Raw genomic sequence first — 26214 nt, 5'->3', positions numbered from 1 at the left:
ATCGGCCAATACGCGCGAACTGCTTCGCCCTCGCTTCACCGGCGCGCCGCCGCCCGGCGTGGCCGCTGTGCCAGCGCATTCAGGCGCACCGCGACGAAATCCATATGCTGGCCTGCGGCGGCACGTGCGCGTACCGCATCGCCATCGACGATGGCGGCGAGCAGCGCGTCATGCTGCACACGCAACTGCTGTGCCGTACTCGATTGCGGCTGCAGCCCGGCCAGGCTCAGCTGCACGTGTTCGTGCATCACCTTGAGCAAGGACGAGGTCAGGTAGGAAAACACCGGGTTGTGCGTGGCCGCGGCAATCGCGCGATGAAAGGCCACGTCGCTGCGGATCTGTTCGTCGCGGTCGCTGCCCGCATAAGCCGCATCGACAGCGGCATGCGCGGCCTGCAGGCGCAGGCAGTCGTCGGCATCGCGGCGCAGCGCAGCCAGTTCGGCGGCGCGGCTTTCCAGCATGGCGCGGAATTCGATCAGGTCGCCCTGCAAGGCCGGGTGGCGCTGCACCATGTCCAGCCAGACTTCCGCCATGCGCCGGTCCGACTCGGGCAATACATAGGTGCCGTCGCCCGGCCGGCGCTGCAGCAGGCCACGCGCCACCAGGCTGCCGATCGCCTCGCGCACGGTGGCGCGGGATACGCAGAACTGCACGGCCAGCGCGCGTTCCGCCGGCAGCCGGCGTGCCGGCGTATAGCGGCCTGCCGCGATGGCCTGTTCCAGTTGCGTGCTGACTTCGTCGACCTGGCTGCTCATGCCGGACTGGCCACGGGAGAAAATTGGTCTGACCAATATACCGCCTGGGCGAGCCGGCGCGAGACTGCGCCCAGCCAACGGATAGCCCATGAACCCGCCTATTCCCCGCCACGACCGTCCTGCCGACGTGTATTTCTTCGCCACCTGCGTGGTCGACCTGTTCATGCCCGAAGCCGGCATGGACGCAATTGCCGTGCTGGAACACGCCGGTGTGCGCGTGAGCTTTCCCGCTGCGCAGACCTGCTGCGGCCAGCCGGCTTATACCAGCGGCTTCCCTGCCGATGCGCGCGCCGTCGCGCGCACGCAGCTCGACCTGTTTGCCCAGCCCTGGCCCATCGTCGTGCCGTCAGGTTCCTGCGCCGGCATGATCCGCCACCACTGGCCGCGCCTGTTTGCCGACGACGCGGCCCTTGCCGCGCGCGCTGCCGCGGTGGCTGAGCGCGTGGTCGAGTTCACCGATTTCGTCGTGGCCACGCTGGGGCTGGATCTCACTGCCGCGCAGAACGAAGCGATCGCGCTATGCCTGCACACTTCCTGCAGTGCGCGCCGCGAGACGGATGCGCTGCGCAGCGGGCGGCAGCTGTTGAATACCCTGCCCGGCGTCGAACTGCGCACGCAGGAACACGAACCCGAATGCTGCGGCTTCGGCGGCACCTTCAGCATCAAGCACGCGGAAATTTCTGCGGCGATGGCCGGCGACAAGGTCGATGCGCTGCTGGCCACTGGCTGCAGCCGCTATGTCAGCGCCGACTGCGGCTGCCTGCTGAACCTCAACACCACGCTGGAAAAACGCGGCGAGCCGCTGCGCGGCCAGCATATCGCGAGCTTCCTGCGCAACCGCCTGCGACTCGACAGCGAGCCCGCCGCATGAACCCCGCCGACAATGCCCGTGCGCGCAGCGCGATCCTGGCGCGCTTGCGCGAAGCCGCGCCGGCAGACACCGGCACAGCGCCCGGCGTGGCCGCCTATTACGGCAGGCTCGCCACGCCAGAGCGCAGCAGCATCGCTACACGCTTTGCCGAACGCGCGCGCAGTTGGCGCGCCGAAGTGGTCGATTGCACCGCGCACAACTGGGCCGAGGCGCTTGCACGCATCGTTGCCGCAAAGGGGATCCGCCATCTGCTGGCCGGGCGCACTACACCGCTTGCCGCGGGAATCGCCGCGCTGGCACCGGCGACATCGCTGCACTGGTACGACGAAACCATGGAAACCTTCAAGCCGGTGCTGTTCGACCAGATCGACGCGGGCATCAGCACGACGCGGGGCGGCATCGCCGACACTGGCAGCCTGATCGTCTGGCCCGATGCGGACGAACCGCGCACTCTGTCGCTGGTGCCGCCCATCCATATCGCCGTGCTGCACGCGCACACACTGCACGAAACCCTGTACGCGGCGATGCAAGCGCAGCGCTGGGCCGGACAGCTGCCGACCAATGCCCTGCTCGTGACCGGCCCGTCCAAGACGGCGGATATCCAGCGCCTGCTGGTCTACGGCGCGCACGGGCCGAAACAGCTGGTCATCCTGCTGCTGCACGGGGAGGCAGGCGCATGAGTGCCGAGCGGCCTACCGCCGACCCGCGCGCGTTCAAGGACAATTCGCGCCTGGTACTGGCCGATCCGGTATTGCGGCGCAATTTCCGCGGCGCGATGGATTTCCTGACCGACAAGCGCGCAGCGCAGTTTCCCGATGCGGACGCCTTCGCCGAACTGCGCGACCTGGGCAAGCAGATTCGCCAGCACGCCCTGGCCAACCTGCCGCAGCTGCTGATGCAGCTGGAAACGCGCCTGCACGAAAACGGCATCCACCTGCACTGGGCCGAGGATGCTGCCGCGGCGAATGCGATCTTCCTCGACCTGGCGCGCCGCCACGACGCCCCGACGATGGTCAAGGGCAAGTCCATGGTCAGTGAGGAAATCGGCCTGAACCACGAGATGGCCGCCCACGGCATCGCCTGCATCGAAACCGACATGGGCGAATACATATTGCAGCTCGACGGCGACCGGCCCAGCCACATCATCATGCCGGCCATCCACAAGACCAAGGAAGACGTGGCCAAGATCTTCGCCACGCATATTCCCGGCGCCGGCTATACCGAAGACGTGGAAGAACTCATCGCCATCGGCCGGCGCGCGCTGCGCAATGAGTTCCGCACGGCGAAGATCGGCGTTTCCGGCGTGAATTTCCTCGTCGCCGAAACCGGCAGCCTGGTGCTGGTGGAGAACGAAGGCAACGGCCGGCTGTCGACGACGGTACCCGATGTGCATATCGCCATCACCGGCATCGAGAAAGTAGTCGCCACGCTTGATCACATTGCTCCATTGTTCACTTTGCTGACGCGCTCGGCGACGGGCCAGGCCGTGACGACCTACCTCAATGTGATCAGCGGGCCGCGCCGCGCGGACGAAAAGGACGGGCCGCGCGAAGTGCACCTGATCCTGCTCGACAACGGCCGCAGCCAGGCCTATCGCGAGGAGCATTTCCGCGCCACCTTGCAGTGCATACGTTGCGGCGCGTGCATGAACCACTGCCCCGTATATGCGCGCATCGGCGGGCTTTCCTACGGCACCACGTATCCCGGGCCGATAGGCGCCATCATCTCGCCGCACCTGATGAACCTGGACAGCACGCGCGATCTGCCGACTGCATCCAGCCTGTGCGGTGCCTGTGGCGAGGTATGTCCGGTCGGCATACCGATTCCCGATCTGCTGATGCGTCTGCGCGAAGCCGGCAGGCACTCGCATCCCGCAGCGCAGCAACGGCAGGCGTTGAAGGGCCAGGGCGCGGCGCGTAGCATCGTCGAGGTTGTTGCCTGGAAGGCCTGGCGCCTGCTCTATGCGCACAGCGCGCTGTATGCGCTGTTTGCCTGGATCGCACCGCGCCTGCGCGTACTGGCGGTTGCCGCCCGCAGCGGCTGGACCCGTACCCGCGCGCCGCTGCGCCCGGCACGACGCTCGCTACGCGAACAGCTGGCGACACGTACGCCGCTGCATTCCCGCAAGGCGCTGCGCGACAGACACTCGCCGGATTGAACGATCCGGCAAATTTTCAAACGGAAGGAAGCGCCGGAGCGCGCAACCGGAAGGGGGGCGCATGAGCATCGTCGTCGAGCAACATATACAGACCATCCTGCGCGTGGTGCATTCGCCGCAGCTGCCGGCGCTGGATGCGAATACCGCGCTGATCCACCGCTCCTGGCGCCGCTGCGTGCGCGAACACGAACTCGACCCCACCTTGCTGCCGGACGTGCGCATCGAAACCTCGACGCGGCTGCGCGAATGCCGCCAGCTCAACGAGGAATACCTGCACGTCGCCCGCGCCGGCATGGAGCAGCTGTACAAGCATGTGTCCGCGCTGGGCTACGTATTAATGCTGACCGATGCCGAAGGCGTCACCATCGACTACATCGGCAACGACACCTGGGATGCCTCGCTCAAGCGCGCCGGCCTGCTGCTCGGCGCGAACTGGAACGAAGTGCATGCAGGTACCAACGGCATCGGCACCTGCATCGCCGAACGCAATACCCTGACCTGCCATCGCGAAGACCATTTCTACATCGGCAACGTCGGCCTGAGCTGCACCTGCACGCCACTGTTCGACCCGCATGGCGGCTTTCTCGGCGCACTGGATATTTCCGCGCTGTCCTCGCCGGATGCGCGGGAAAGCCAGCATCTGGCGCGGCATCTCACCGTGCTGTACGGGCGCATGATCGAAGACGCCAATTTCATGCACCAGTTCCGCGACCAATGGATTCTGCGCCTGGGTACGGCCGGGCCATTGGTCGATGTCTGCGGCGAACTGATGCTGGCCGTGGACCGCGACGGCCGCATCGTCGGCGCGAATACCGATGCGCGGCGCTACCTGCGCCTGCTCGATTCGGCCGGGCTGACGCGCGAAGCGCGTGCCAGCGTGGTCGGCAGCCACCTGTCTGGCGTTTTCGGCTCGCGCATCGACGCGATCTGGCGCCTGACCAAGGGCACGGGCGACGCCAGCAGCATCGTCACCACCTGGGACGGCCAGGGCTATCACGCCAGCATGATCGCGCCGAAGACCGCGCCGCGCTGGCAGCGCAGCAACGACAGCGAGGCGCAGGCCAATCCGCGCAAGCACGACGTGCTGGCCCGGCTCGGTGGCGGCGATGCGCGCATGAGCACGCTGCTGGAACGCGCGGCACGCCTGGTCGACAAGCCTATTTCCATCCTGATCCAGGGCGATACCGGCACCGGCAAGGAAGTGCTGGCGAGGGCGCTGCACGACGCCAGCCGGCGCGCGGCGGCCGCCTTCGTCGCGGTGAATTGCGCGGCGATTCCCGAATCGCTGATCGAAAGCGAATTGTTCGGCTATACCGCCGGCACTTTCACCGGTGCGCGCAGCAAGGGGATGAAGGGACTGATCCAGCGTTCCGACGGCGGTACCTTGTTTCTCGACGAAATCGGCGACATGCCGCTGCTGCTGCAGACGCGCCTGCTGCGCGTACTGGCGGAGCGCGAAGTACTGCCGCTGGGTGCGGAAAAACCCGTTGCTGTGGACTTGCACGTGGTCGCCGCCTCGCACCGCGACCTGCGCCGGCAGATCGTTGCCGGCACCTTCCGCGAGGATCTGTACTACCGTCTCTGCGGCGCGACGCTGGCGCTGCCGCCGCTGCGCGAGCGCAGCGACAAGGATTTCCTCATCGAAACCATCCTGCAGGCCGAGGCCAGCGCCATGAACGCGAACGCGGCCCTGGCCGACGATGCACGCGAACTGCTACTGCGCTACGACTGGCCGGGCAATGTGCGCGAGCTGCGCAATGCGCTGCGCTTTGCCCTGTCGATCGCCGACGGCGAAGCGATCGATGTCTGGCATCTGCCGCAGGAAATCCTCGATGCGGCAGAACCGCCGCCCGAACCGACCGGCTTCGCCCTGAGCCACAGCGGCCACGAACCCGCCGCAGCCATCTGCGCGCTGGACGAACGCGCGCTGCTGCTGGCCACCTTGCGCCGCCACCGCTGGAACATCAGCGATGCCGCGCGCGAACTCGGCCTGTGCCGCGCCACCATCTACCGGCGCATGAAACGCCACGGCATCCTGTCGCCGACGCAGTTGAGCTGACGGCGCGCGCGCAGCAGACAGTCTTGGCAGCGTGCGATGAGCGTAGCGAATTGCACCGCTTGCACCGCAAGACTTGCGGCACGGCAACGCCGCGACCGCGCGGCGCAATTCGCGTTGCTCATCGCGCCCCACAGAACGCGATTAGCCAGCCTGGGCTTTCGTAGGGTGCGATAAGCGTAGCGAATTGCACCGCAAGGTCTTGCGACGAAAGCAAGCCGTAGCACCCCGCGGCGCGATTTTCCAGCCTGATACAGGCCGGGCATCGCTCCGCTATATACACAAAACTATATTTTTTAAATTATTTCTTTACCCAATCTGCAACGGAGCCACCTGCGCTTCCAATGCACCACCCGGCTGCCTGCGAATAACGCAGAAATCCGCAGCAAAGCACCGCAGCACTTGGTTTTCGCCTGCGACACCTGTCGCAGCAGCAGCGACACCTGTGCGCGTCGCGCTGTCGCAGCAGCGCGGTGATTAATGTGCGGTCGCACAAGGCCTTCATAAGGATCAATCACCTGGTCTGCTGCCTTGCAGCAAGGCGCGCTGGCACGTGACTTGCGATGACTGGTCAGGCGCGGACACCGGCACAGACCGGCGCCGAAGCCTCGCGAACAGGACGGATGCGCGACAGGGGCGCACAAAGCCCGCAGCGCTCCGCAGCATTCATACGGGAGGATTACATGGCCATTTCTTCGACGACGCCGCCAGCGTCGCGGCGCCGCTTTTTGCCTGCACACGCCATCGCTGCCGCCTTGCTCGCCTACGCCGGCAGCAGCATCGCGCAGACCACCTTCGACGTGATCGGCCCGCGCGAATACGAGCTGCCGGTCGACTTCAAGCCGTTCAATGTATTTGTTCAATATGCAACCATCCAGGACAACGACCGCGTCTTCGACGCCAACGGCGACAAGGTCGACGGCAGCGGCAGCCAGCTGATCAGCGGCCTGTCGAAATACGTGCGCTTCTGGACGCCGGAATCGAACCGCAAGATCGGCGTGGCCTGGGAAGTGATCGTGCCGGAAGTGGCGATCCGCAACCGCCAGGCGCCCGAGGGCGACCGGCATATCAGCGGCCTGGGCGATCCGCTGACCGGCTTCGCCATCTGGTACAAGGCGCGGCCCAACCTGACCCTGGGTTTCCAGTCTTTCCTGCAGGTGCCAGTCGGCACCGACCGCATCAGCGATACCAACTGGAAAAACCTGTCCAGCCTGTTCTGGGACTGGCGCATCGGCGACAAATTCGGCTGGACCGGCGACGCCGGCTTCGTCTGGCAGGGCACGCGCGACGACGGCTTCAAGCCGGCCATGAGCTGGCACCAGAACCACCGCTTCGCCTACCGCGCCAACCGCCGACTGGAACCTTTCCTCGCGCTGGATCACGAGCGCAGCGGCAGCAAGGACGGCCGCCCCGCATCCTGGGCGCTGGACGGCGGCGCCGGACTGATGATCCACACCTTCGACAACCAGTCGATCACCCTGCGCTATTCGACCTCGCTCGACGGCGAAAACCACGCGGTCAACGACAGCTTCAACCTGAAATACGCCTATGTCTGGTAACCGCGGCACGCATACGCACGCGGCGCCCGCCCCTGCCCGCCGATAAGGAAAGCACAATGACAACTTTGTATAAAAACTATGTCGACGGTGCGTTCGTACCGTCCGACGGCGCCACGATCGACGTGACCAACCCGGCCAACGGCGCGTTGCTGGCGCGTATTCCCGACAGCAGCGCCGACACCATCGCCAGCGCCGTGGCCGCGGCGCGGCGCGCCCAGCCGGCCTGGGAGAAACTCGCGCCGATCCAGCGGGCGAATCACCTGCGCCAGATTGCCGCCAAGGTACGTGAGCGGCGCACCGAGCTGGCCGGCATCATCGTGCGCGAACAGGGCAAGGTGCCCGGGCTGGCCCAAGTGGAAGTCGACTTCACCGCCGACTACATCGACTACATGGCCGAATGGGCACGGCGCCTCGAAGGCGAGGTGCTGAGCAGCGACCGCGCCAATGAAACAATTTTCCTGTTGCGCAAGCCGGTCGGCGTGGTCGCCGGCATCCTGCCATGGAATTTTCCCTTTTTCCTGATTGCGCGAAAGCTCGCGCCGGCCCTGGTCACCGGCAATACCATCGTGATCAAGCCCAGCGAGGAGACGCCGATCAACGCGTTCGAATTCGCCCAGCTGGTCAGCGAGACCGACCTGCCCGCCGGCGTATTCAACCTGGTCGGCGGTCGCGGCGCCACCGCCGGCGACGCGCTGGTATCCAACCCCGATGTCGACCTGATCACCTTCACCGGCAGCGTCGCCACCGGCAGCCGCATCATGCAGGCGGCCGGCCGCCATCTGACCCGGGTGAACCTGGAACTCGGCGGCAAGGCACCGGCTATCGTACTGGCCGACGCCGATCTCGACCTCGCCGCCAAGGCCATCTACGACTCGCGCGTGATCAATACCGGCCAGGTGTGCAATTGTGCCGAACGCGTCTATGTGGAACGCGGCGTACACGATGCACTGGTGCAGAAGCTCGCCGCGCATATGCAGGCCACGCGCTACGGCGATCCGTCGGTCGATGCCGACCTGCAGATGGGACCGCTGATCAACCAGGCCGGCCTGGACAAGGTGGCGGCCATGGTGGAACAGGCCAAGCGCGACGGCGCCACCATCGTCACCGGCGGCCAGCGCGCACAGCTGGCACAGGGCTTTCACTACGAACCGACCCTGATCGTCGATGCCCGCGCCGACATGGACATCATGCGCAAGGAAATCTTCGGTCCGGTGCTGCCGGTGCAGGTGGTCGACAGCCTGGACGAGGCGATCGCCCTGTCCAACGATTCCGAGTTCGGCCTGACCTCGTCGATCTTCACCAGCAATATCAATTCGGCCATGCGCGCCGTGCGCGAACTGCGCTTCGGCGAAACCTACATCAATCGCGAGCATTTCGAGGCGATGCAGGGTTTCCATGCGGGCCGGCGCAAATCCGGCATCGGCGGTGCCGACGGCAAGCACGGCCTGTACGAATTCACCGAAACCCACGTCGTCTACCTGCAGACGCCGTAAGCGAGGCAGTAGGAAGCCAGACATGACGAAATCCAGCCATTCTCCCTGCCGCTGCGCCTGTACCGCGCACGACCCGGCCCGCCGCAGCATGCTCGGCGGCGCCCTCGCCCTGGCCGCGCTGGCGCCGCTGGCCGCACTCGGCGAGAGCGTCGGTGCACCCGCAGCGCGCGGCACCAAGCCCGAGCCCGGCGACCGCCTCGCCTTCATGGTGGGCGAGCGCAAGGACCAGGAAATCAAGCCCGCCGACCTCGTCGTCGGCGCGGTGCCGACGCTGGCCTATCCGCTCGATCCAGCCAGCGGCAAGGTGCTGGTATCCCGCGTCGGCCTGCTCACGGTGGTGCGGCTCAAGCCCGAGGCACTCAAGCCCGCCAGCGCGAAAAACGCCGCGGACGGCATCGTCGCGTTCTCGGCCGTGTGCACGCACTACGGCTGCCCCATCACCACCTTGCATCCGAGCCAGAGCCAGATCGTCTGCAACTGCCACGGTTCGGTATTCGATGCGGCCGACCGTGGCGCCGTGACCCAGGGACCGGCCACGCGCCGGCTCGCCATGCTGCCGCTGGCGATCCAGGACGGCGCGCTCGTCGTGGCGGCGAAATTCGACGGCCCGCTGGGCCCACCGACGTAGACGATACACACCCATAAATCCACAAAAAACTATTGCAACACCGGGAGGAACACCGCATGAAACGCACGCTGACCGCCGCCGCACTGGCCGCGACACTCGCCTCGGGCACACTCGCCGCGGCCGACTACAAGCCCGTCACCGACGCACGCCTGGCCAATCCGGAACCAGAGAACTGGCTGCTGACCAAGGGCAACTACGCCGGCTGGAGCTATTCCGCGCTGAACCAGATCACGACTGCCAATGTCGCCAGGCTTCGTCCGGTCTGGTCTGCCGCGACGGGCATCAACTCGGGCCACGAGGCACCGGCCATCGTCAACGGCGACTACATGTTCGTCGCGACGCCGCACAACCACGTCATCGCCTACCACGCGAAAACCGGCAAGGTGCTGTGGAAATTCACGCGCGAGGTACCCGAAGGCATCGGCGCATTGCACCGCACGAATCGCGGCGTGGCCTTGTGGAACGACAAGGTCTATGTCGGCAGCGTCGACTGCATGCTCAGCGCGCTGGATGCGAAGACCGGCAAGCTGGTCTGGGAAGCGCAGGTCTGCGACTGGGAGACCGAGAGCGCCTACATCACCTCGGCGCCGCTGGTGGTGAAGGGCAAGGTGATGATAGGCCCGTCGGGCGGCGAGTTCGGCGTGCGCGGCTTCCTCAAGGCCTTCGACGCCGAGACCGGCAAGCTGGCCTGGACGCGCTACAGCGTGCCGGCGCCGGGCGAGCCAGGTTCGGAAACCTGGCCGCAGACCGGCGAATGGAAAGACGCCTGGAAGAACGGCGGCGGCACGATGTGGATGCCGGGCAACTACGACGTGAAGAACGACGTGATCTACTGGGGCGTCGGCAACGGTGCGCCCTGGCTGGGCGACCAGCGTCCCGGTGACAACCTCTATCTCGCCTCGGTGCTGTCGCTGGATCCGGCCAACGGCAACATCCTCAGCCATTACCAGTACCACTGGAACGATTCCTGGGACTGGGCCGGCATGAACGCGCCGACGCTGGTCGATTTCGATCGCAACGGCAAGAAGGTGACGGGCCTGATCAGCGCGCAGCGCAACGGCCGCCTGTACTGGCTGGACCGCGATGCCAAGGGCAAGATCAGTTACCAGAAATCCGAAGGCTACGTCACCAACACGGTCTTCAAGAGCATCGATCCCAAGACCGGCCGGCCGACTTACAACGAAGACGGCAAGCCGGCGACCGGCAAGACGCGCACCTACTGTCCCAGCCTGTGGGGCGGCAAGGACTGGCCGTACGAGGCGTACAACCCGAATACGGGCATGCTGTATATCCCGTTCAACGACAACCACTGCCTCACCCTGACCGGCATGATCCAGCAGCGCATACCGGGCCAGTGGTCAGCCGGCGTGGACATCAACCGGCTGGATCTGTCAGTCAAGAAAGACTTCCCCTACATCGGCGGCATCCAGGCCTGGGACATCAACAGTGGCAAGGAAGTCTGGCGCGACACGTATGCGCATTCGTGGAACTGGGGCTCCATCCTGACCACGGCCGGCGGCGTGCTGTTTGCCGGCGGCACCAACGACAAGATGTTCCGCGCCTACGACGCCAAGAGCGGCAAGCTGCTGTGGGAATTCCCCACGCCGTCGGGAATCATCTCGCCGCCGAGCAGCTTCTCCATCGACGGCAAGCAGTACATCGCCGTGGTGTCAGGCTGGGGTGTAGACGCGCAGTGGATCCAGGGCAAGATGCATGACCTGGCCGGCTGGGAAAAGGCCGTACCCGAAGGCGGCTCGGTCTGGGTGTTCGCCCTCGGCGACTGATTGTCGTTGCTTCGATACGCTCCGCGTGTACGTCAGGTACACGCGGAGCGTGCTGACTTTCGCCCCACCTTTTGAACGCGCGGCGCGCCGCGAAGCGAGGAAATTCCATGCTGTTCCGTTGCATTGTCGTTGCCGGCGCTCTGCTGGCTACTGCCACCACACACGCCGCGCCGCCCTGTGCGCTGGCCATCGAAGGCAACGATGCGATGGCTTTCAACGTGGCCGAACTGGTTGTTCCCGCCGGCTGCACGCAGGTCAAGCTCACGCTGAAGCACAGCGGCACGCTGGCCGCGGAAATCATGGGGCATAACTGGGTGCTGGCGGAAAGCGCGAACCTCGACGCCCTGACGGCTGCCGCGGCCACGGCCGAACTGGCCGACAGCTATCTGCCCAAGGGCGATGCGCGCGTGATTGCGCATACGCCGGTGATCGGCGGCGGTGAAGTCGCGTCGGTCACGTTCTCCACTGCGAAACTGAAGAAAGGCGGCGATTACACCTTCTTCTGCTCGTTTCCCGGGCACTGGTCGATGATGAAAGGCAAGCTGGTGGTGAACTGATGCGCGCTCGCCGCAGCTGGCCGTCGCTGTGCCTGCTCGGCGGTCTGGCCGCGCTGCAGGCGCAGGCCGACGACGAGGCCGATGTGCTGGAACGTGTCGAGGTGTACTCGACGCGGCTCGAAGGTGTGAGCAGTTTCGACACGCCCGCCTCGATCAGCGTGATCGACCTGGACAGCGGCCCCGAACGCAGCAACGCGAATGCCGCCGAGGTGTTCGCCGGCATCCCCGGCCTGCTCGCCCGCGACCGGCAGAACAATGCCCAGGACACGCAATTGTCGATACGCGGCTTCGGTGCCCGCGCGACCTTCGGCGTGCGCGGGCTGCGCCTGTATGCCGACGGCATTCCCGCGACCATGCCCGACGGCCAGGGCCAGATTTCGCATTTCAGCCTGTTCGGCGGCGAGCGTATCGAAGTGATGCGCGGGCCGTTCTCGGCGCTGTACGGCAATTCCTCCGGCGGCGTGGTGCAGATCTTCAGCGCCGACGGCACGGCGCCGACGCAGGGGCGGGTACAGTTCAGCAACGGCAGTTACGGCAACAACGTGATCGGCGCAGGACTGCGCGGTGGCAATGCGCGCGTCGGCTATCACGTCGCCGCATCGGTCGCCGACAGCGACGGCTATCGCGAGCACAGCGAATCGCGGCGCCAGTCGTTCAATCTCAAGCTCGGCCTGGGCGTGGGCGAGCAAGGCCGGCTGGATTTGGTGGCGAACCGCTTCGATGCGCCCGATGCGCAGGATCCGCTGGGTCTGTCGCGCGCCGAAGCGCTGGCCGATCCACGCCGGGCCACTGCCGTGGCGACGCAGTACAACACGCGCAAATCGGCGCTGCAGAACCAGCTCGGCCTTGTCTATACGCAGCCACTGGGCCAGGGCCACAGCCTGCGCGCGATGGCCTATGCGGGCCGTCGCGCGGTCGAACAGTTTCTCGCCGTGCCGGCCAGCGCGCAGGCCAATCCGCTTAGCGCCGGCGGCGTTGTCGATCTGCAGGGCGACTACGGCGGCGCGGACCTGCGCTGGTCCTGGCAGGGCGAACTGGCCAGGCGGCCGTTCGAGCTGAGTGCCGGGTTCAGTGCCGACCGGCAGGAACAGCAGCGCCGCGGCTACGAGAACTTCATCGGCAGCACGCTGGGCGTACGCGGCAGATTGCGTCGCGACGAAATCAACGACACGCGCAATAGCGACGAGTACCTGCAGGCCTGGTGGCAGTTCGCGCCGCGCTGGTCGCTGCTGGCCGGCCTGCGCCACAGCCGCGTGCGTTTCGACTCGGACGATGCTTATGTCACTGCGTCCAATCCCGACGATAGTGGAAAGGTGGACTATGCACAGACGACGCCGGTCGCCGGCCTGCTGTTCGCGCCGGCGGAAAACTGGCGGGTCTACGCCTCGGCCGGCCGCGGCTTCGAGACACCGACCTTCAACGAGCTGAGCTACCGCGCCGACGGAGGCGCCGGGCTGGCGCTGGACCTGCAGCCGTCACGCAGCCGCACTGTGGAAATTGGCGCAAAGTGGCGCAGCTGCGGCGGCGCTACGCTGGAAGCCGCGCTGTTCCGCGCCGACAGCGACGACGAACTGGCTGTGGCGCGCAATGTCGGCGGCCGCAGCAGCTTCCGCAATGCCGGCCGCAGCCGGCGCGAAGGCCTGGAGATGGCGGCGACGCTGCCGCTGGCCAGCGCCTGGCAGCTCGATCTGGCCTATACGCGGTTACAGGCGACATTCGTCGACGGTTTCGCCATCTGCACCAGCGCCGGCTGCACAACGCCAGCAGCCGTAGTGCCTGCCGGCACGCGCATTCCCGGCATCGCCCGCGACCAGTTTGCCGGCCGCATGCAGTGGCGCGGTGGTGCCTATGCCGCGGCGGCGCAGGTGCTGGCGCTGGGGCCAGTCACGGTCAACGACCTGGGCAGCGAAAGCGCGCCCGGCCATGCCCTGCTGAATCTCGAAGCCAGCCGCGACTGGCGCCTGGGGCAAAGCCGCCTGCATGCGTTTGCGCGCCTGAACAACGCGCTGGACCAGCGCCATATCGGCTCGGTCATCGTCAACGAAGGCAATGCGCGCTATTTCGAGCCCGGGCCGGATCGCACCTGGCTGCTCGGTCTGCGCTGGGACTGGAACGACGACTGAGCCGCCGTCGGCGACACGTTCAGGGCGCGCGAATGCGCGCGGCCAGGGTATCGAGAAACGCCGCCGGCAATTGCGCCTCAACCGCCACCTGCCACCAGTGCGGCTGGGCGAAGTCGCGGCATTTGATCGCGTCTTTCTCGGTCATCAGCAGCGGCAGGTCGTCGCCGAAGGCGAGATCCTGCGGCTGGAACAGATGGTGGTCGGCGAAGGCATGCTCGATCACCTCGATGCGGCAGGCGCGCAGGCTGTCGAAGAAACGCGCCGGATTGCCGATGCCGGCAACCGCGTGCACGCGGCGATGGGCGAAGTGCTCCAGCGCCACCGGCTCGGCCACATCGAGCAGGCGGCGGGCGCCGCTGTCGCGCAGGCGCAGCTGTACTTCATCGGCATGGGCCATGCCGCCGTTGCAGACGCGGAAATCGACGCTGTCCAGGCGCTGCAGCGGCTCGCGCAGGGGGCCGGCCGGCAGCAGCCGCCGGTTGCCGAAGCGGCGTGCACCGTCGATGACGCAGATTTCCACTTTGCGGCGCAGGCGATAATGCTGCAGACCGTCGTCGGCCAGGATCACGTCGATGTCGGCCGATTGCAGCAGCATCTGCGCCGCAGCGACGCGATCACGCCCGACCACGACGGGCGCACCGCTGAGGCGCTGGATCAGCAAGGGCTCGTCGCCGACCTGCCCGGCCGTCGACTGTGCATCGAGCAGCAGCGGCCCGCGTGCCGTGCCGCCGTAGCCGCGGCTGACCACGCCGGCGCGCAGGCCGCGCGCGTCCAGGGCGCGCACCAGGGCAATGGTCAGCGGTGTCTTGCCGGTGCCGCCGACGCTGATATTGCCGACCACGACGACGGGTTTGTCCACGGCGAACGAGCGCAGCCAGCCGCGCCGGTATGCCGCGCGCCGCAGCGCAGTGACGGCGCCGTACAGCCGCGCCAGCACACGCCAGGACCAGGGCACGGCCTGGCCCTGGTACCAGATGCGTTCGCGCCGCGCCGGCATCAGGCCGGGGCGTCGTGGAACTGCATGCGGTGCAGCGCCGCGTAGTGGCCGTCGCGGGCGATCAGTGCCTCGTGGCGGCCGGTCTCGACGATGCGGCCGTGATCGAGCACGACGATCTGGTCGGCATGTTCGATGGTGGAAAGACGATGGGCGATCACCAGGGTGGTCCGCTCGCGCATGAGGCGGCCCAGGGCGTCCTGGATCAGCCGCTCGGATTCGGTATCCAGCGCGCTGGTGGCTTCGTCAAGGATCAGGATGGGCGCGTTCTTGAGGATGGCCCGGGCGATGGCAATGCGCTGGCGCTGGCCACCGGACAGCAATGCCCCGCCCTCGCCGACCATGCTATCCAACCCCTGCGGCAGGCGCTGGATGAATTCCAGTGCGTTGGCGGCCTCGGCCGCGGCGAGGATCTGTTCGCGGCTGGCACTGCCCAGTGCGCCATAAGCGATATTGCGCGCTATGGAATCGTTGAACAAAACCACATGTTGACTGACCAGGGCGATCTGCCGGCGCAGCGAATCCAGCGTCCATTCGTTGAGCGGCCGGCCGTCGAGGCGGACTACGCCGGCGCTGGGCTCGTAGAAGCGCGGAATCAGCGCCGCCAGGCTGCTCTTGCCGCTGCCGGAACGGCCGACCAGGGCAGTGACCTTGCCCGCCGGGCAGACCAGGTCGATGTTCGACAGCGCGTCGCTGGCAGCCTGGGGATAGCGCAGGCTGAGGCCGGCCAGTTCGATCTCGCCGCGGCTGCGATCGATCTGGGCAGTGCCGCTGTCGGTTTCGGGCGTGGCGTCGACAATGGCGAACAGATCCTGCGCCGCCGCCACGCCGCGCTGCATCATCGCCTGGACCGTGGTCAGGCGCTTGAGCGAGGGCAGCATGGCCAGCATCGCGGTGATCAGCGCCATGAAGGCGCCGGCGCTCATGCTCGACAGCATGCTCGGCCGCGTGGCGAAGAACACCACCGCCGCCAGCGCCGTGGCGGCGATGATCTGCACCAGCGAGGTGGACAGGGCATTGGTCGAGGCCACCTTCAGGTTGAGGCGGCGATTGTGTTCGTTGATTTCGGCGAAGCGCTGCTGTTCGTACTCGCGCCCGCCGTAGACCTTCACTTCGCGCTGGCCGCCGACGATTTCTTCCACAATGCCGGTGACCGAGCCGACCGAGTGCTGGATGTTGCGGCTGATGCGCCGGTAGCGCCGGCCGACCACCCAGACCAGCGCGGCGATCAGCGGCGCCATGACGAACAGGGCCAGGGTCAGGCGCGGTCCGTACCAGAGCATGACCGCGAGCATGCCCAGCACGGTGAGACTGTCGAGGATCATCACCTTGACCGCTTCGGTACTGGCCTGGGCCACCTGCTCCACCGTGTAGGTGATGCGCGCGATCATCTGGCCCGAAGGCTCGCGGTCGAAATACGCAGCCGGCATGCCGAGGTAGCGGGCGAACACCTGCTCGCGCAGGCGATGCACCACGCCGCGGCCGATGCGCGCGGTACCGTAGTCGGTCAGCCAGGTCGCCACGCCGCGCAGCAGGAACAGCAGCACGATGACGATGGGCATCCAGAAAATGGTGTTGGCATCGCGGTGCACGAACAGGTCGTCCAGCATGGGCTGGATCAGCCAGGTGAACGCCGCGGTAGCGCCGGCGTCCACCGCCATGCCAAGCAGGGCCAGGCTGGCGATGGGCCAGTGACGCGCCGAATACTGCAGCAGGCGGCGATAGGTGGCGGCCGCCGATGCCGGCGCTGCAGCGCTCACTTTTTCGGCGCTTCCTTCGACGGCGTCGTGGCAATGGAAAGGCGTGTGAAGCCGACCTGGCCCAGCGCGTCCATCGCCGTCACCACGGCCTGGTGCGGTGTCTGCGCATCGGCGCGGATCATCACCGGACGCGAGCGGTCATCGCCGGCGATCTGGTTCAGCACGTCTTTGAGCGTATCCACGCTGGGATTGAGAATTTCGTTGTTGTCGATGAAATAGCGCCCGTCGCTGTCGACCTGGATGGTCAGGCCGGTCTCGGGCTCGGCCTCGGCCGCTTCGCTGGCCTGCGGCAGAGCGACCTTGAGCCGCGCGGTCTGGTCGAACGTGGCCGTGAGCACGAAGAACATCAACAGCGTAAGCATCACGTCGATCAACGGGATCACGTTGATCTCGAAATCGTCGTCGCGACGCGCACCGAGCTTCATGCAGGCGTGCCTGCGCGCACGGGGCGTACTGCAGCGGCGGCGGCATTCGGATCGAGCTGTTGCGCCGAGAGTTCGTCGAGCAGCGCAATGGCTTCCTTTTCCATCACCACGACCAGGCCGGAAACGCGCGAACGGAAATAGCGATGGAAGATATACGCCGGCACCGCCACGACCAGGCCGGTCGCGGTACAGACCAGCGCTTCGCCGATGCCGCCGGCCATCTGCTGGGCATTGCCGATGCCGTGCACCATCACGGCAAGGAACATGCGGATCAGGCCGATGACGGTGCCGAGCAGGCCCAGCAGCGGCGAGATCAGGGCGATGGTGCCCAGGGTGTTGAGATAGCGCTCCAGACGATGCACGACATGGCGGCCGGCATCTTCGATGCGTTCCTTGATGATTTCGCGCGGGCGGTTACGTACCGACAGCGCCGCGGCGAGCAGTTCGCCCAGCGGCGAGTTCTTGCTCAAGGTATCGATGTGCGACGGATCGAGCTTGCGCGTGCGCGCCCAGGTGCGCACCTGCTCGCCCAGCTCCGGCGGACTGACGGACTTCTGCCGCAGCGACCAGAATCGTTCGAGGATGATGGCCAGGGCCACCGCAGAACAGATCAGGATGGGCACCATCGCCCAGCCACCGGCCATCAGAATCTCTAACACGCGCAATCACTCCGATAACTTTGGGAACGCGGCGCACCCCGGCGCGCCGATCGGGCAGATCATAGCAGCGAATCCGGCGGGGCTTGTGCGGGGCGTGTCGCGTACGGCGGGGTTGAGGCTTCGGGCCCTGTGGCGGCGGGGCCGAGGCCGACACCATCCCCATCCCGGCCTTCCCCTTGAGGAGGAAAGCGAGTTGCGGCCACAGCAGATGGCTGCCGGAACCGCGCTTTACGGAATGTCCTTCAGCGGTGGAAGCCAGACCGTCAGAACCAAGGGGGGCTGACGGCTTGGGGCACTCAAGGTCCCGGCAGGCTTGACGGCGATGGCGTCAAGACCCGTCGTCTAAACCTCCGGCGCCGGCCGGCGCCGGATCTGCCCGCTGCGCGCGTCGCGGAATACGCGGCTCACCCACATGCGCATATCGTCGAGCTGCGAATAGATCACCGGCAGTGCCAGCAAGGTCACGCCGGTGGAGAACACCAGGCCACCGGCGATGGCCCGCGCCATCGGGTAGTACGGCGGACCGTCACCGCCCATCTCGGTGCTGCTGATGCACAGCGGCACCATGCCGAGAATGGCCGTGCCCATGGTCATCAGGATCGGTCGCAGGCGGTCGCGCGCCCCTTCGACCAGCGCCTCGAAGCGCGGCATGCCCGCGTGCCGCAGCTGGTTCACGTGCACGATCATGACGATGCCGTTGTTCACCACCACGCCCATCAGAATCAGCACGCCGATCGAGGCCATGATCGAGAACGTAGTCCCGGTCAGCCAGAACAGCCAGAACACGCCGAAGATGGAGAACAGGAAGGTCGTCAGGATCGCCGCCGGGAACACCAGCGATTCGAACATCGCACACATCACGACGTAGACGAGCACCAGCGCGAGCAAGGTATTCAGCAGCATCTGCTGGCCGGCTTCGTCGGATTCGTCGAAGCTGCGCCCGAAGGTCCAGCGATAGCCCGCCGGCAGGCTGACCGATTTCATCGCCGACTCGATCGCCTTGCGCGCGTCTTCCTGGGTAGTGCCCGGCGCGAGATTGGCCACGATGGGCAGCGAGGTCTGGCGGCCGTCGCGCTGGATGGCCGATGCCGCATCCTGGGTGCGTACGTCGACCAGGGACAGCAGCGGCACCAGCGTGCCGTCGGCACGGCGCAGCTTGAAATCGGACATGCCGGCGACGCTTTGCGTGTCGGCGCCCTGGAAGCGCAGCCATACCGGAATTTCCGTATCGCCGTTGCGGAACTCGCGCAATGGCGCGCCACGCAGGGCAATGCCGACGTAGCTGGCCACTTCGGTGGCGGAAAAACCGTACGACTTGGCCCGCTCGCGATCCACGCGCACGGCGACTTCGCGGTCGCCGGTGCGCTCGGCCGTGCGCACGTCGCGCAGCCCGGTTACGCGGGAAAGCACCGGAATCACCGCCTGCGACAGCTCGTGCAGCTGGTCCATGGAATCGCCAACCAGGGAAATGCGCAGGCCTTCGCCGCTGCTGCCGCCGCCGTTGTTGTCGAAGGTGGCCTTGCCGACGGGAATCTTCGGCATGTCCTTGCGGATGTCTTCCATGATCTCGCTGGAGCTGCGCTTGAGCTGCTTGGCATCAACCAGGATCACGTTGGTCATGGCATCGCCGCGCTCGTTGGCATAGCTGTAGACCGACTTGATGTCGAACTTGTCCTTGTTGTCGAGCAGGTAGTCCTCGATCTTGCCGATCGACTTCTTCAGTTCCTCCAGCCGGTACAGGCCGTTCAGGTCGTACTGCAGGCGCAGGGTAGCGCCCTCGCCCGCCGGGAACATGTCGAACTTGGTGTGCATCATCGGCCCGATGACGCTGATCACGCTCATCAGCACCACGCCGGCCGCGGTGAGGATGCGATGGCGCAAGGTCCAGCCGATCAGGTTCGCGTAGCCGGTCTGCAGGCGCGTGACCAGGGTCTTGCGGCCGACGAACTTCGGCGTCGGCAGGCGCGCCGACAGCATAGGCACCAGGGTGACCGCGACCAGCCACGAGGCCAGGTGGGCGATCGACATGGCCACGGCGACCTGGGTCAGGAAGATGCTTATCTGGTTCTTCGCGCCGAAGATGTTCGGCAGGAACACCACGATGCTGGCGAAGGTGCCCGCGGCGATCGCCACGCCGACGGCCTGGGTGCCCTGTACCGCGCAATACCAGGGTTTGTCAGGATACTTTTCCCGATACTGATAAATGCTTTCCACCACCACGACGGCATTGTCCACCAGCATGCCCACGGCCAGCAGCAGGCCCATCATCGAGAGGATGTTGAGGGTGATGCCGAAGAAGTACATGCAGCCCAGGGTCATGACGAAGCAGATCGGAATCGCCAGCGACACCATCAGGGTGGAATGCCAGTCGCGCAGGAAGTAGAACAGCACCAGCACCGACAGCAGCGTGCCGATCACGCCGGCTTCGCTCAGCTCGTACAGCGACGAGGTCACCGCGCTGGCCTGGTCTTCCAGAGCATAGACGTCGATGCCGCGCATTTCCGGCGACTGCTTGATGCGCTCGACCTCTTCCTTCACCAGCCGGCCGACTTCGACCAGGTTGGCATTGCGTTCCTTGTAGATATCGATGCCGATGGCCGGGCGCTTGTCCAGGCGGCGCATATAGTCCAGCCGCTCGGGCTTGAGCGAGACCGTGGCGATGTCGCCGAGCTTGAGGCCGCGGTCGTTGATGACGAGATTGCGCGCATCGTCGAGGTTCTTCCACTCGCCCTGGGGCTGTACGCGGTAACGCGTCGCGCCGTCGAGGATCTGCCCGGCGGAGACCGAGAAATTCGCCTTGGACAATTGCGCGAACAGCTCATTCAGGCCGACGCCGCTGGCGGCGATGCGGTCGGACGACAGCTCGATCTGCAGCTCCGGCGGCGATACGCCCTGCAGGTCGACGCGGGCCACGCCGGGCAGCTTTTCCAGCGGCCGCTTGGCGCGCCGGTCGAGCAGCTCGTAGGAGTTGGACATGTCGATGTCGCTGGCCACGCGCAGCTGCAGCAGCGGTTGATCCGACGCCGAGAATTTCAACACCTGGTAGCGCTGCAGGTCGGACGGCAGATCTTTGCGGATGGCGTCGATCTTCTCGCGCGCTTCCACCGCCTTGATCGCGACCTTGTTGCCCCATTTGAACTGGATGAAGATCTGCACGCCGTCGGCGCGCGAGGTCGACTGCATGCGCTGTATGCCCGGCACCGTGGACAGGGCTTCCTCGATCGGCCTGGCCAGCACACGCTCGACTTCCGCCGGTGTCGACCCCGGATACGGCACGTCGACGAACAGGAACGGGAACTCGATGTCGGGGAATTTTTCCAGCGGCAGGCGTACCGCCGCAATCAGGCCGATCACCATCATCGAGACGAAGAACATCATGACGGTGACCGGCCGCTTGAGGCTCAGCTCGGCCAGGTTCATGGCGTGTGCTCCAGCGTCGACGATGCCTGGCGCGCGGACTGGCGTTCGGCGCGGGCACGGAACCAGGCGTCGCCGCGGAAATCCAGCCGGTCGTACACGATGGGAATCACCACCAGGGTCAGCAAGGTGGACACCAGCAGGCCGCCGATCACGGTGATGGCCATCGGCGCGCGCACTTCGGCACCATCGCCCAGGCCGATGGCCAGCGGCAGGAAGCCGATCAGGGTACACAGCGTGGTCATGACGATGGGGCGCAGGCGCGACTCGGCGCCTTGAACGATGGCGTCGCGCTTGGCCACGCCGTGCTCGCGCAGCTGGTTGACGCGGTCGATCAGCACGATCGCGTTCTTCACCACGATGCCGACCAGCATGATCAGGCCGATGAACACGACCACGCTGATGGCGTTGCCGGTCAGTTTCAGCGCCAGCACCGCACCGACCGCGGCCAGCGGGATGGAGAACATGATCACGAACGGATGCAGCAGCGATTCGAACTGCGAGGCCATCACCAGGTAGACCAGGAAGATCGCCAGCGCCAACGCGAAGATCAGCGAGTTGACCGACGAATCGAGTTCTTCGCTCTGCCCGCCGATATTCACCGATACGCCGGCGGCGAGCGGATTCTTCGCCAGGATGTCGCGCACTTCCTGCACCGCGCTGGACAGGTTGCCGTAGGCCAGGTTGGAACCGACGATAGCGACGCGTTCCTGGCTCACGCGATGGATTTCGCTGGGGCCTTCAGTCGCGACGACGTCGGCCACGGCCGACAGGCGGACCGGCTTGATCGTGACCACGGGCGTACCTGCCGTGGCGGCAGCCGCCGTCGCCGCGGCGATCTCGGCCGAGTTGACGATCAGGTTGCGGATGTCCTCGACACTGGCGCGGTCGGATTCCAGTGCGCGTACCAGCACGTCGATCTTGCGGTCGCGGAAGTTGTAGCGCGTGGCCACTTCGCCGCGCACCTTGCGCACGATCTGGTCGGCGATGGCGCGCGTGGTCAGGCCCAGCGCGGCGGCGCGATCCTGGTCGAAGCGGATCTGCACTTCCGGATAGCCGCTCTCGACGGTGGACTTGATGTCGCTGAAACGTGGCGACGCCTTCATCAGCGCAGTGAGCTTCTGGCCAGCCTTTTTCAGCGTTTCCAGGTCATAGCCGCGGATTTCGATCTCCAGCGGCGTGGAGAAGCTGAAAAGTTGCGGACGGGAAAATTTCACTTCGCCGCCCGGATGCGTGGTCATGGTCTTGCGCAGCGCGTCCATCGCGGCGCGCTCGCCGGCTTCGCCAGCCGTAGGCTTGAGCGCCACCAGCAGGCGCGCGATGTTCTCGCCGGACTCGGTCGGATTCGCATCCAGCCGCGTGCCTACGCCGGACACGCCGTAGATCGAGTCGATATTCGGATCGCCCGCATGCTTGAGCTGCAATTCCCGCGCGAGGCTGTCGCTGTCGGCCAGCGGCGTGCCGGGCGGCAGCTTGACCGTCATTTCGAAGCGGCCCTGGGCCAGCTGCGGAATCAAGTCCATGCCCAGGGTAGGCACCAGCGCCAAGGTGCCGACGAACGCGGCCAGGGCGAAAGCCAGCACCGCCCAGGGCTTGGCGATCACCCGCGGCAGCATGCGCGTATAGCCGGCAGCGAGGCGGTTGTACGGCAGCAGCACGATATTGCCGACGCCGCGCAACACTTTACCGATCACGCCGCCGACGCCGCGGAACACGGTGAGTACCAACCAGGCGAAGCCGCGCGGTATCGCGCCGAAAAAGCCCTGCGGCTTGTCGTTCTCCAGTTCTTCCCGGTAGGCCAGCGGCGACTGGCCCTGCAGCGAGGCCAGCATCGGGATCAGGGTCATGGACACGACCAGCGAGATCAGCATGGCGAAGGTGATGGTCAATGCCTGGTCGCGGAACAGCTGGCCGGCCACGCCCTGTACGAATACCAGCGGGAAGAACACGGCGACCGTGGTCAGCGTGGAGGCGGTCACCGCCATGCCGACTTCCTTGGTGCCCTGTATGGCCGCATCGACGATGGACAGGCCTTTTTCCCGCAGGCGCGCGATGTTTTCCAGCACCACGATGGAATCGTCCACCACCATGCCGGTGGCCAGCGCGAGCCCGCCCAGCGACATCACGTTGAGGCTGAGATCGGCCTGGCCCATGAAGAAGAACGTGGTGATCAGCGACACCGGCAGCGACAGCGAAATGATGAAGGTGCTCCAGCTGTCCTGCAGGAAGAAGAAGATCACCAGGATGGCAAGCAGGCCGCCGAGCAGCGCATCGAAGCGCACTTCGTGCAGGGCGGCGCCGATGAACAGCGACTGGTCGTCGATCACCTTCAGCTCGGCACTGGGCGGCAGCAGGTTGTTCTTGCGCATCTGCTCCACCGCGGCCTTGATGCCGGTGGCGACGCTGACCGTATTCGCATCGCCTTCCTTGTAGACGGCCAGCTCGATCGCCTCGCGGCCGTCGATGCGCACAATGCCTTCGCGCTCCTTGTAGCTCTGGTGTACGTGGGCGACATCCTTCAGCCGGATCGGCACGCCCTTGTCCACTTTCACCAGCAGCTCGCGCATCTCGTCCACGTTGGCGAACTGGTTGATGGTGCGCACCAGATAGCGCTGCGAGCCTTCCTCGATGCGGCCGCCGGAGATATTCACGTTCTCGTCTTTCAGGCGCTGCACCACGTCGCCGACGCCGATACCAAGCTGGGACAATTTCTGCTGGTCGATGTCGACAGCGACTTCATCTTCCAGGCCGCCGCCGACCTTGACCGCAGCGACGCCGGCAATCGGTTCCAGGCGTTTTTTCAGCTCGTCGTCGGCGAAGCGGCGCAACTGCTTGAGTTCGGCCTCGTTGAAGCCTTTGTCATCGGCCTTGCCGGACAGGCCGTAGCGGATGATCGGATCGGTCGACGGATTGAAGCGCAGCAGCAGTGGCTTCTTCGCCTCGAGCGGCAATTGCAACAATTCCAGTTTGTCGCGCGCCTCCAGGCTGGCCATGTCCATGTCCGTGCCCCAGGTGAACTCGAGGATCACGTCGGACTGGCCGGTGCGCGACACCGAGTGCAGCTTGCGCACGTTCTTGACCACGCCCAGCACTTCTTCCACCGGCTGGGTCACCAGGTTTTCGATTTCCAGCGGTGCTGCGCCTTCGTATTCGGTGCGCACGGTCAAGGTGGGATAGGAAAGATCAGGCAGCAGGTTCACCTTGAGACCGAACAGGGCAATGATGCCGAACAGCACGAAGGTGAGGGTGAACATGAACACGGTCACGCGCCGGCGCGTGGCAATATCGACGATGCTCATTGGGTTTTCTCCGCGACCGGCACGCTGCTCGCAGGCGGCGGTGCATCGCCGTCGAGCACCTGCACCAGGGTGCCGTCACGCACGGCATTGCGGCCGACGGTGATCACCCGGTCGCCGCTCTTGAGCCCTTCGCGCACTTCGACGTATTCGCTGTCGGCGAAACCGACCCTGACCACGCGGCGCTGCGCCTGCAGGGCAGGCACGCCCGGAGCGGGCTTGGCGTCGGTCGCGGCGGCTTCGGTTTTCGCCGCGGGCGTCGCATCGGTCTTGGTAGCGTCCTTGGCATGGGTCGTGGACGCTGCAGCCGGCGGCGCGTCGACAATGAGGAAGACCGCGGTTTCGCCATCCTCTTCGATCAGCGCTCCGCGCGGAATCGCCAGTGCGTCCTGTTTGCGGTCGTAGATCACGTCGATGCGGCCGAACATGCCGGGCTTGAGCGTCTGCGCATCCGCCTTGAAGCGGCAGGTGACACGGAAAGTACCGCTGGCGGCTTCCACCACCGGGCTGACGCGCTCGATCACGCCGGGAAAGCGACGCCCGGGCAAGGCGTCGACCACCAGGCTGACAGGCTGATCCGGCTTGAGCGTGTTGAGCTCGCGCTCCGGCACATTGAGTATGCCCAGCAGCGGGTCGAAGTCGACGATATGGAACAGCGGCTGGTTGATCTGGATCAGATTGCCTTCCTTGACCATGCGCTTGCCGATGACACCGTCGATCGGAGCGACGACCTGGGTATACGACAGCTCCAGCTTGGCCAGATCGTGGGCAGCGCGCTGGTTGTCCAGGTCGAACTTGATCTTGTCGTGCTCTTCCAGCGAGAGCAGCTTCTTGCCGAACATTTCGTCGGCGCGGCGGTAGTCGGCTTCCAGCTTGCGCAAGGTCGCCTCGACCTTGGCCAGGCTCAGGCGCGGACTCGCATCGTCCAGCCGGGCCAGTATCTGGCCCTGATGCACGACATTGCCTTCCTCGACCATCAGCTTGAGCAATACGCCGCCGGTCTTGGCGACGACATCTGCCTCGCGGTCGGCTTCCAGCGTCGCGGTACCGGAATAGCTGGCATCGATGGGACGGGCCGCGGCCGTAACCGCTTCGACCGGAACCAGGGCCGTTTCCGGCGCCTTGTCCTTGTCGCCTCCGCCCTTGCCACCACATCCGGCGAGAAAATAAATAATCAATATAATCAAAATATTACGTGTCATTCCAATTCTTCCCTGAGCGGCGGAATGGCGGAGGTGGCGAGACATGGCGGCTGCCCGTGTGCTGGTATTGTGGTGTTATACTAGACTACATCACTATGCGTGACAATACGTTCACGGCTGTATGGATGCGGTCAAGGCGAGAAAGGATGCACCGGGTTTGCCCTCCGCGGCGTGTGTGCAGTCTGCGTGAAGGCGGTGACGTTGGCTTGAGCCGGTAGTCATTGGGCATCAGGCCAGCCGTTCAGCGAATCGCTCCTGTGCCGACCTGCCTGTCTCCACAACCTGGCCAAACCCTTGCGTTGCAAGTGGTTGTCCGCCTGACCGGTGGGGCGTTCAGATTGATCCGAACCTGCGGTTATGGGCGATCACTCGTCGCCCCTTGACCCAAGGAGGCTCGACCATCGACAGCAAAACCCGGCTCCGCTCTGGAAGCTCGGCACATTGGAGAACCGCACAGCACTCTGCCTGGTACCGATA

18 protein-coding genes are annotated in these 26214 nt (G+C 65.8%); 10 read left to right on the top strand and 8 right to left on the bottom strand.

Annotated features, from left to right (window positions below; genetic code table 11):
* Positions 1–35: 35 nt before the first annotated feature.
* A complete protein-coding gene (locus tag DFR29_RS12255; RefSeq protein WP_133818885.1) occupies positions 36–755 on the bottom strand; it encodes a FadR/GntR family transcriptional regulator in 720 nt (239 codons plus the stop codon).
* Between the two features lie 88 nt (positions 756–843).
* On the opposite strand from DFR29_RS12255, the gene DFR29_RS12250 reads away from it, so the two are divergent.
* From DFR29_RS12250 to DFR29_RS12205, 10 genes are all read left to right on the top strand, one after another.
* Entirely contained in the window at positions 844–1626 is a 783-nt protein-coding gene (locus DFR29_RS12250) for a (Fe-S)-binding protein (protein WP_133818884.1), read from the top strand.
* The gene (locus tag DFR29_RS12245) at positions 1623–2306 is read left to right on the top strand and encodes a LutC/YkgG family protein (protein WP_133818883.1); all 684 of its coding nucleotides are present in this window, start codon (positions 1623–1625) and stop codon (positions 2304–2306) included. Before DFR29_RS12250 ends, DFR29_RS12245 begins: the two co-directional genes overlap by 4 nt.
* On the top strand, positions 2303–3784 hold the full coding sequence (locus DFR29_RS12240; RefSeq protein WP_133818882.1) for a LutB/LldF family L-lactate oxidation iron-sulfur protein: 1482 nt from the start codon (positions 2303–2305) through the stop codon (positions 3782–3784). The genes DFR29_RS12245 and DFR29_RS12240 overlap by 4 nt, the downstream gene beginning before the upstream one ends.
* A 61-nt stretch (positions 3785–3845) precedes the next feature.
* Positions 3846–5843 carry a sigma-54-dependent Fis family transcriptional regulator gene (locus tag DFR29_RS12235; RefSeq protein WP_133818881.1) on the top strand — a complete coding sequence of 666 codons (1998 nt, stop codon included), beginning with the start codon at positions 3846–3848 and terminating at the stop codon, positions 5841–5843.
* A 680-nt stretch (positions 5844–6523) separates the two neighbouring features.
* Positions 6524–7399 carry a transporter gene (locus tag DFR29_RS12230; protein ID WP_133818880.1) on the top strand — a complete coding sequence of 292 codons (876 nt, stop codon included), beginning with the start codon at positions 6524–6526 and terminating at the stop codon, positions 7397–7399.
* A gap of 56 nt (positions 7400–7455) precedes the next feature.
* Positions 7456–8892, top strand: a complete 1437-nt coding sequence (gene aldA / locus DFR29_RS12225; RefSeq protein WP_133818879.1) for an aldehyde dehydrogenase — start codon at positions 7456–7458, stop codon at positions 8890–8892.
* 22 nt (positions 8893–8914) lie between these two features.
* Positions 8915–9520: a QcrA and Rieske domain-containing protein gene (locus DFR29_RS12220; RefSeq protein WP_133818878.1), complete on the top strand. Its 606-nt coding sequence runs from the start codon at positions 8915–8917 to the stop codon at positions 9518–9520.
* 56 nt (positions 9521–9576) lie between these two features.
* Positions 9577–11304 carry a PQQ-dependent dehydrogenase, methanol/ethanol family gene (locus DFR29_RS12215; protein WP_133818877.1) on the top strand — a complete coding sequence of 576 codons (1728 nt, stop codon included), beginning with the start codon at positions 9577–9579 and terminating at the stop codon, positions 11302–11304.
* Between the two features lie 107 nt (positions 11305–11411).
* Positions 11412–11861, top strand: coding sequence for an azurin (azu, locus tag DFR29_RS12210; RefSeq protein ID WP_133818876.1), 450 nt, complete (start codon positions 11412–11414; stop codon positions 11859–11861).
* Positions 11861–13984, top strand: a complete 2124-nt coding sequence (locus DFR29_RS12205; protein WP_133818875.1) for a TonB-dependent receptor family protein — start codon at positions 11861–11863, stop codon at positions 13982–13984. Before azu ends, DFR29_RS12205 begins: the two co-directional genes overlap by 1 nt.
* 19 nt (positions 13985–14003) lie before the next feature.
* Here DFR29_RS12205 and lpxK read toward each other — a convergent pair whose 3' ends face one another.
* The 7 genes from lpxK to DFR29_RS12170 form a co-directional block, all read right to left on the bottom strand.
* A complete protein-coding gene (gene lpxK / locus DFR29_RS12200) occupies positions 14004–14981 on the bottom strand; it encodes a tetraacyldisaccharide 4'-kinase (protein ID WP_133818874.1) in 978 nt (325 codons plus the stop codon).
* A complete protein-coding gene (msbA, locus tag DFR29_RS12195) occupies positions 14981–16738 on the bottom strand; it encodes a lipid A export permease/ATP-binding protein MsbA (RefSeq protein ID WP_133818873.1) in 1758 nt (585 codons plus the stop codon). Before msbA ends, lpxK begins: the two co-directional genes overlap by 1 nt.
* Positions 16735–17163, bottom strand: a complete 429-nt coding sequence (locus DFR29_RS12190; protein WP_133818872.1) for an ExbD/TolR family protein — start codon at positions 17161–17163, stop codon at positions 16735–16737. Before DFR29_RS12190 ends, msbA begins: the two co-directional genes overlap by 4 nt.
* Entirely contained in the window at positions 17160–17822 is a 663-nt protein-coding gene (locus tag DFR29_RS12185; RefSeq protein WP_243746028.1) for a MotA/TolQ/ExbB proton channel family protein, read from the bottom strand. Before DFR29_RS12185 ends, DFR29_RS12190 begins: the two co-directional genes overlap by 4 nt.
* A gap of 342 nt (positions 17823–18164) precedes the next feature.
* Positions 18165–21242, bottom strand: coding sequence for an efflux RND transporter permease subunit (locus tag DFR29_RS12180; RefSeq protein ID WP_133818871.1), 3078 nt, complete (start codon positions 21240–21242; stop codon positions 18165–18167).
* Positions 21239–24538, bottom strand: coding sequence for an efflux RND transporter permease subunit (locus tag DFR29_RS12175; protein WP_133818870.1), 3300 nt, complete (start codon positions 24536–24538; stop codon positions 21239–21241). The genes DFR29_RS12180 and DFR29_RS12175 overlap by 4 nt, the downstream gene beginning before the upstream one ends.
* A complete protein-coding gene (locus tag DFR29_RS12170; protein ID WP_166654045.1) occupies positions 24535–25737 on the bottom strand; it encodes an efflux RND transporter periplasmic adaptor subunit in 1203 nt (400 codons plus the stop codon). Before DFR29_RS12170 ends, DFR29_RS12175 begins: the two co-directional genes overlap by 4 nt.
* Positions 25738–26214: the final 477 nt, after the last annotated feature.

The sequence above is a fragment of the Tahibacter aquaticus genome (assembly GCF_004363655.1).
In the GTDB taxonomy this organism is placed as follows: Bacteria; Pseudomonadota; Gammaproteobacteria; order Xanthomonadales; family Rhodanobacteraceae; genus Tahibacter; species Tahibacter aquaticus.
Note: the sequence above shows the minus strand (reverse complement) of the source record. Positions and strands in the feature narration are given on the sequence as shown.

Bases quoted from the DNA above. Each gene is read 5' to 3' on its own strand.
- DFR29_RS12255 (WP_133818885.1), bottom strand. From the start codon at position 755: ATGAGCAGCCAGGTCGACGAAGTCAGCACGCAACTGGAACAGGCCATC.
- DFR29_RS12250 (WP_133818884.1), top strand. From the start codon at position 844: ATGAACCCGCCTATTCCCCGCCACGACCGTCCTGCCGACGTGTATTTC.
- DFR29_RS12245 (WP_133818883.1), top strand. From the start codon at position 1,623: ATGAACCCCGCCGACAATGCCCGTGCGCGCAGCGCGATCCTGGCGCGC.
- DFR29_RS12240 (WP_133818882.1), top strand. From the start codon at position 2,303: ATGAGTGCCGAGCGGCCTACCGCCGACCCGCGCGCGTTCAAGGACAAT.
- DFR29_RS12235 (WP_133818881.1), top strand. From the start codon at position 3,846: ATGAGCATCGTCGTCGAGCAACATATACAGACCATCCTGCGCGTGGTG.
- DFR29_RS12230 (WP_133818880.1), top strand. From the start codon at position 6,524: ATGGCCATTTCTTCGACGACGCCGCCAGCGTCGCGGCGCCGCTTTTTG.
- aldA (WP_133818879.1), top strand. From the start codon at position 7,456: ATGACAACTTTGTATAAAAACTATGTCGACGGTGCGTTCGTACCGTCC.
- DFR29_RS12220 (WP_133818878.1), top strand. From the start codon at position 8,915: ATGACGAAATCCAGCCATTCTCCCTGCCGCTGCGCCTGTACCGCGCAC.
- DFR29_RS12215 (WP_133818877.1), top strand. From the start codon at position 9,577: ATGAAACGCACGCTGACCGCCGCCGCACTGGCCGCGACACTCGCCTCG.
- azu (WP_133818876.1), top strand. From the start codon at position 11,412: ATGCTGTTCCGTTGCATTGTCGTTGCCGGCGCTCTGCTGGCTACTGCC.
- DFR29_RS12205 (WP_133818875.1), top strand. From the start codon at position 11,861: ATGCGCGCTCGCCGCAGCTGGCCGTCGCTGTGCCTGCTCGGCGGTCTG.
- lpxK (WP_133818874.1), bottom strand. From the start codon at position 14,981: ATGCCGGCGCGGCGCGAACGCATCTGGTACCAGGGCCAGGCCGTGCCC.
- DFR29_RS12190 (WP_133818872.1), bottom strand. From the start codon at position 17,163: ATGAAGCTCGGTGCGCGTCGCGACGACGATTTCGAGATCAACGTGATC.
- DFR29_RS12180 (WP_133818871.1), bottom strand. From the start codon at position 21,242: ATGAACCTGGCCGAGCTGAGCCTCAAGCGGCCGGTCACCGTCATGATG.
- DFR29_RS12175 (WP_133818870.1), bottom strand. From the start codon at position 24,538: ATGAGCATCGTCGATATTGCCACGCGCCGGCGCGTGACCGTGTTCATG.
- DFR29_RS12170 (WP_166654045.1), bottom strand. From the start codon at position 25,737: ATGACACGTAATATTTTGATTATATTGATTATTTATTTTCTCGCCGGA.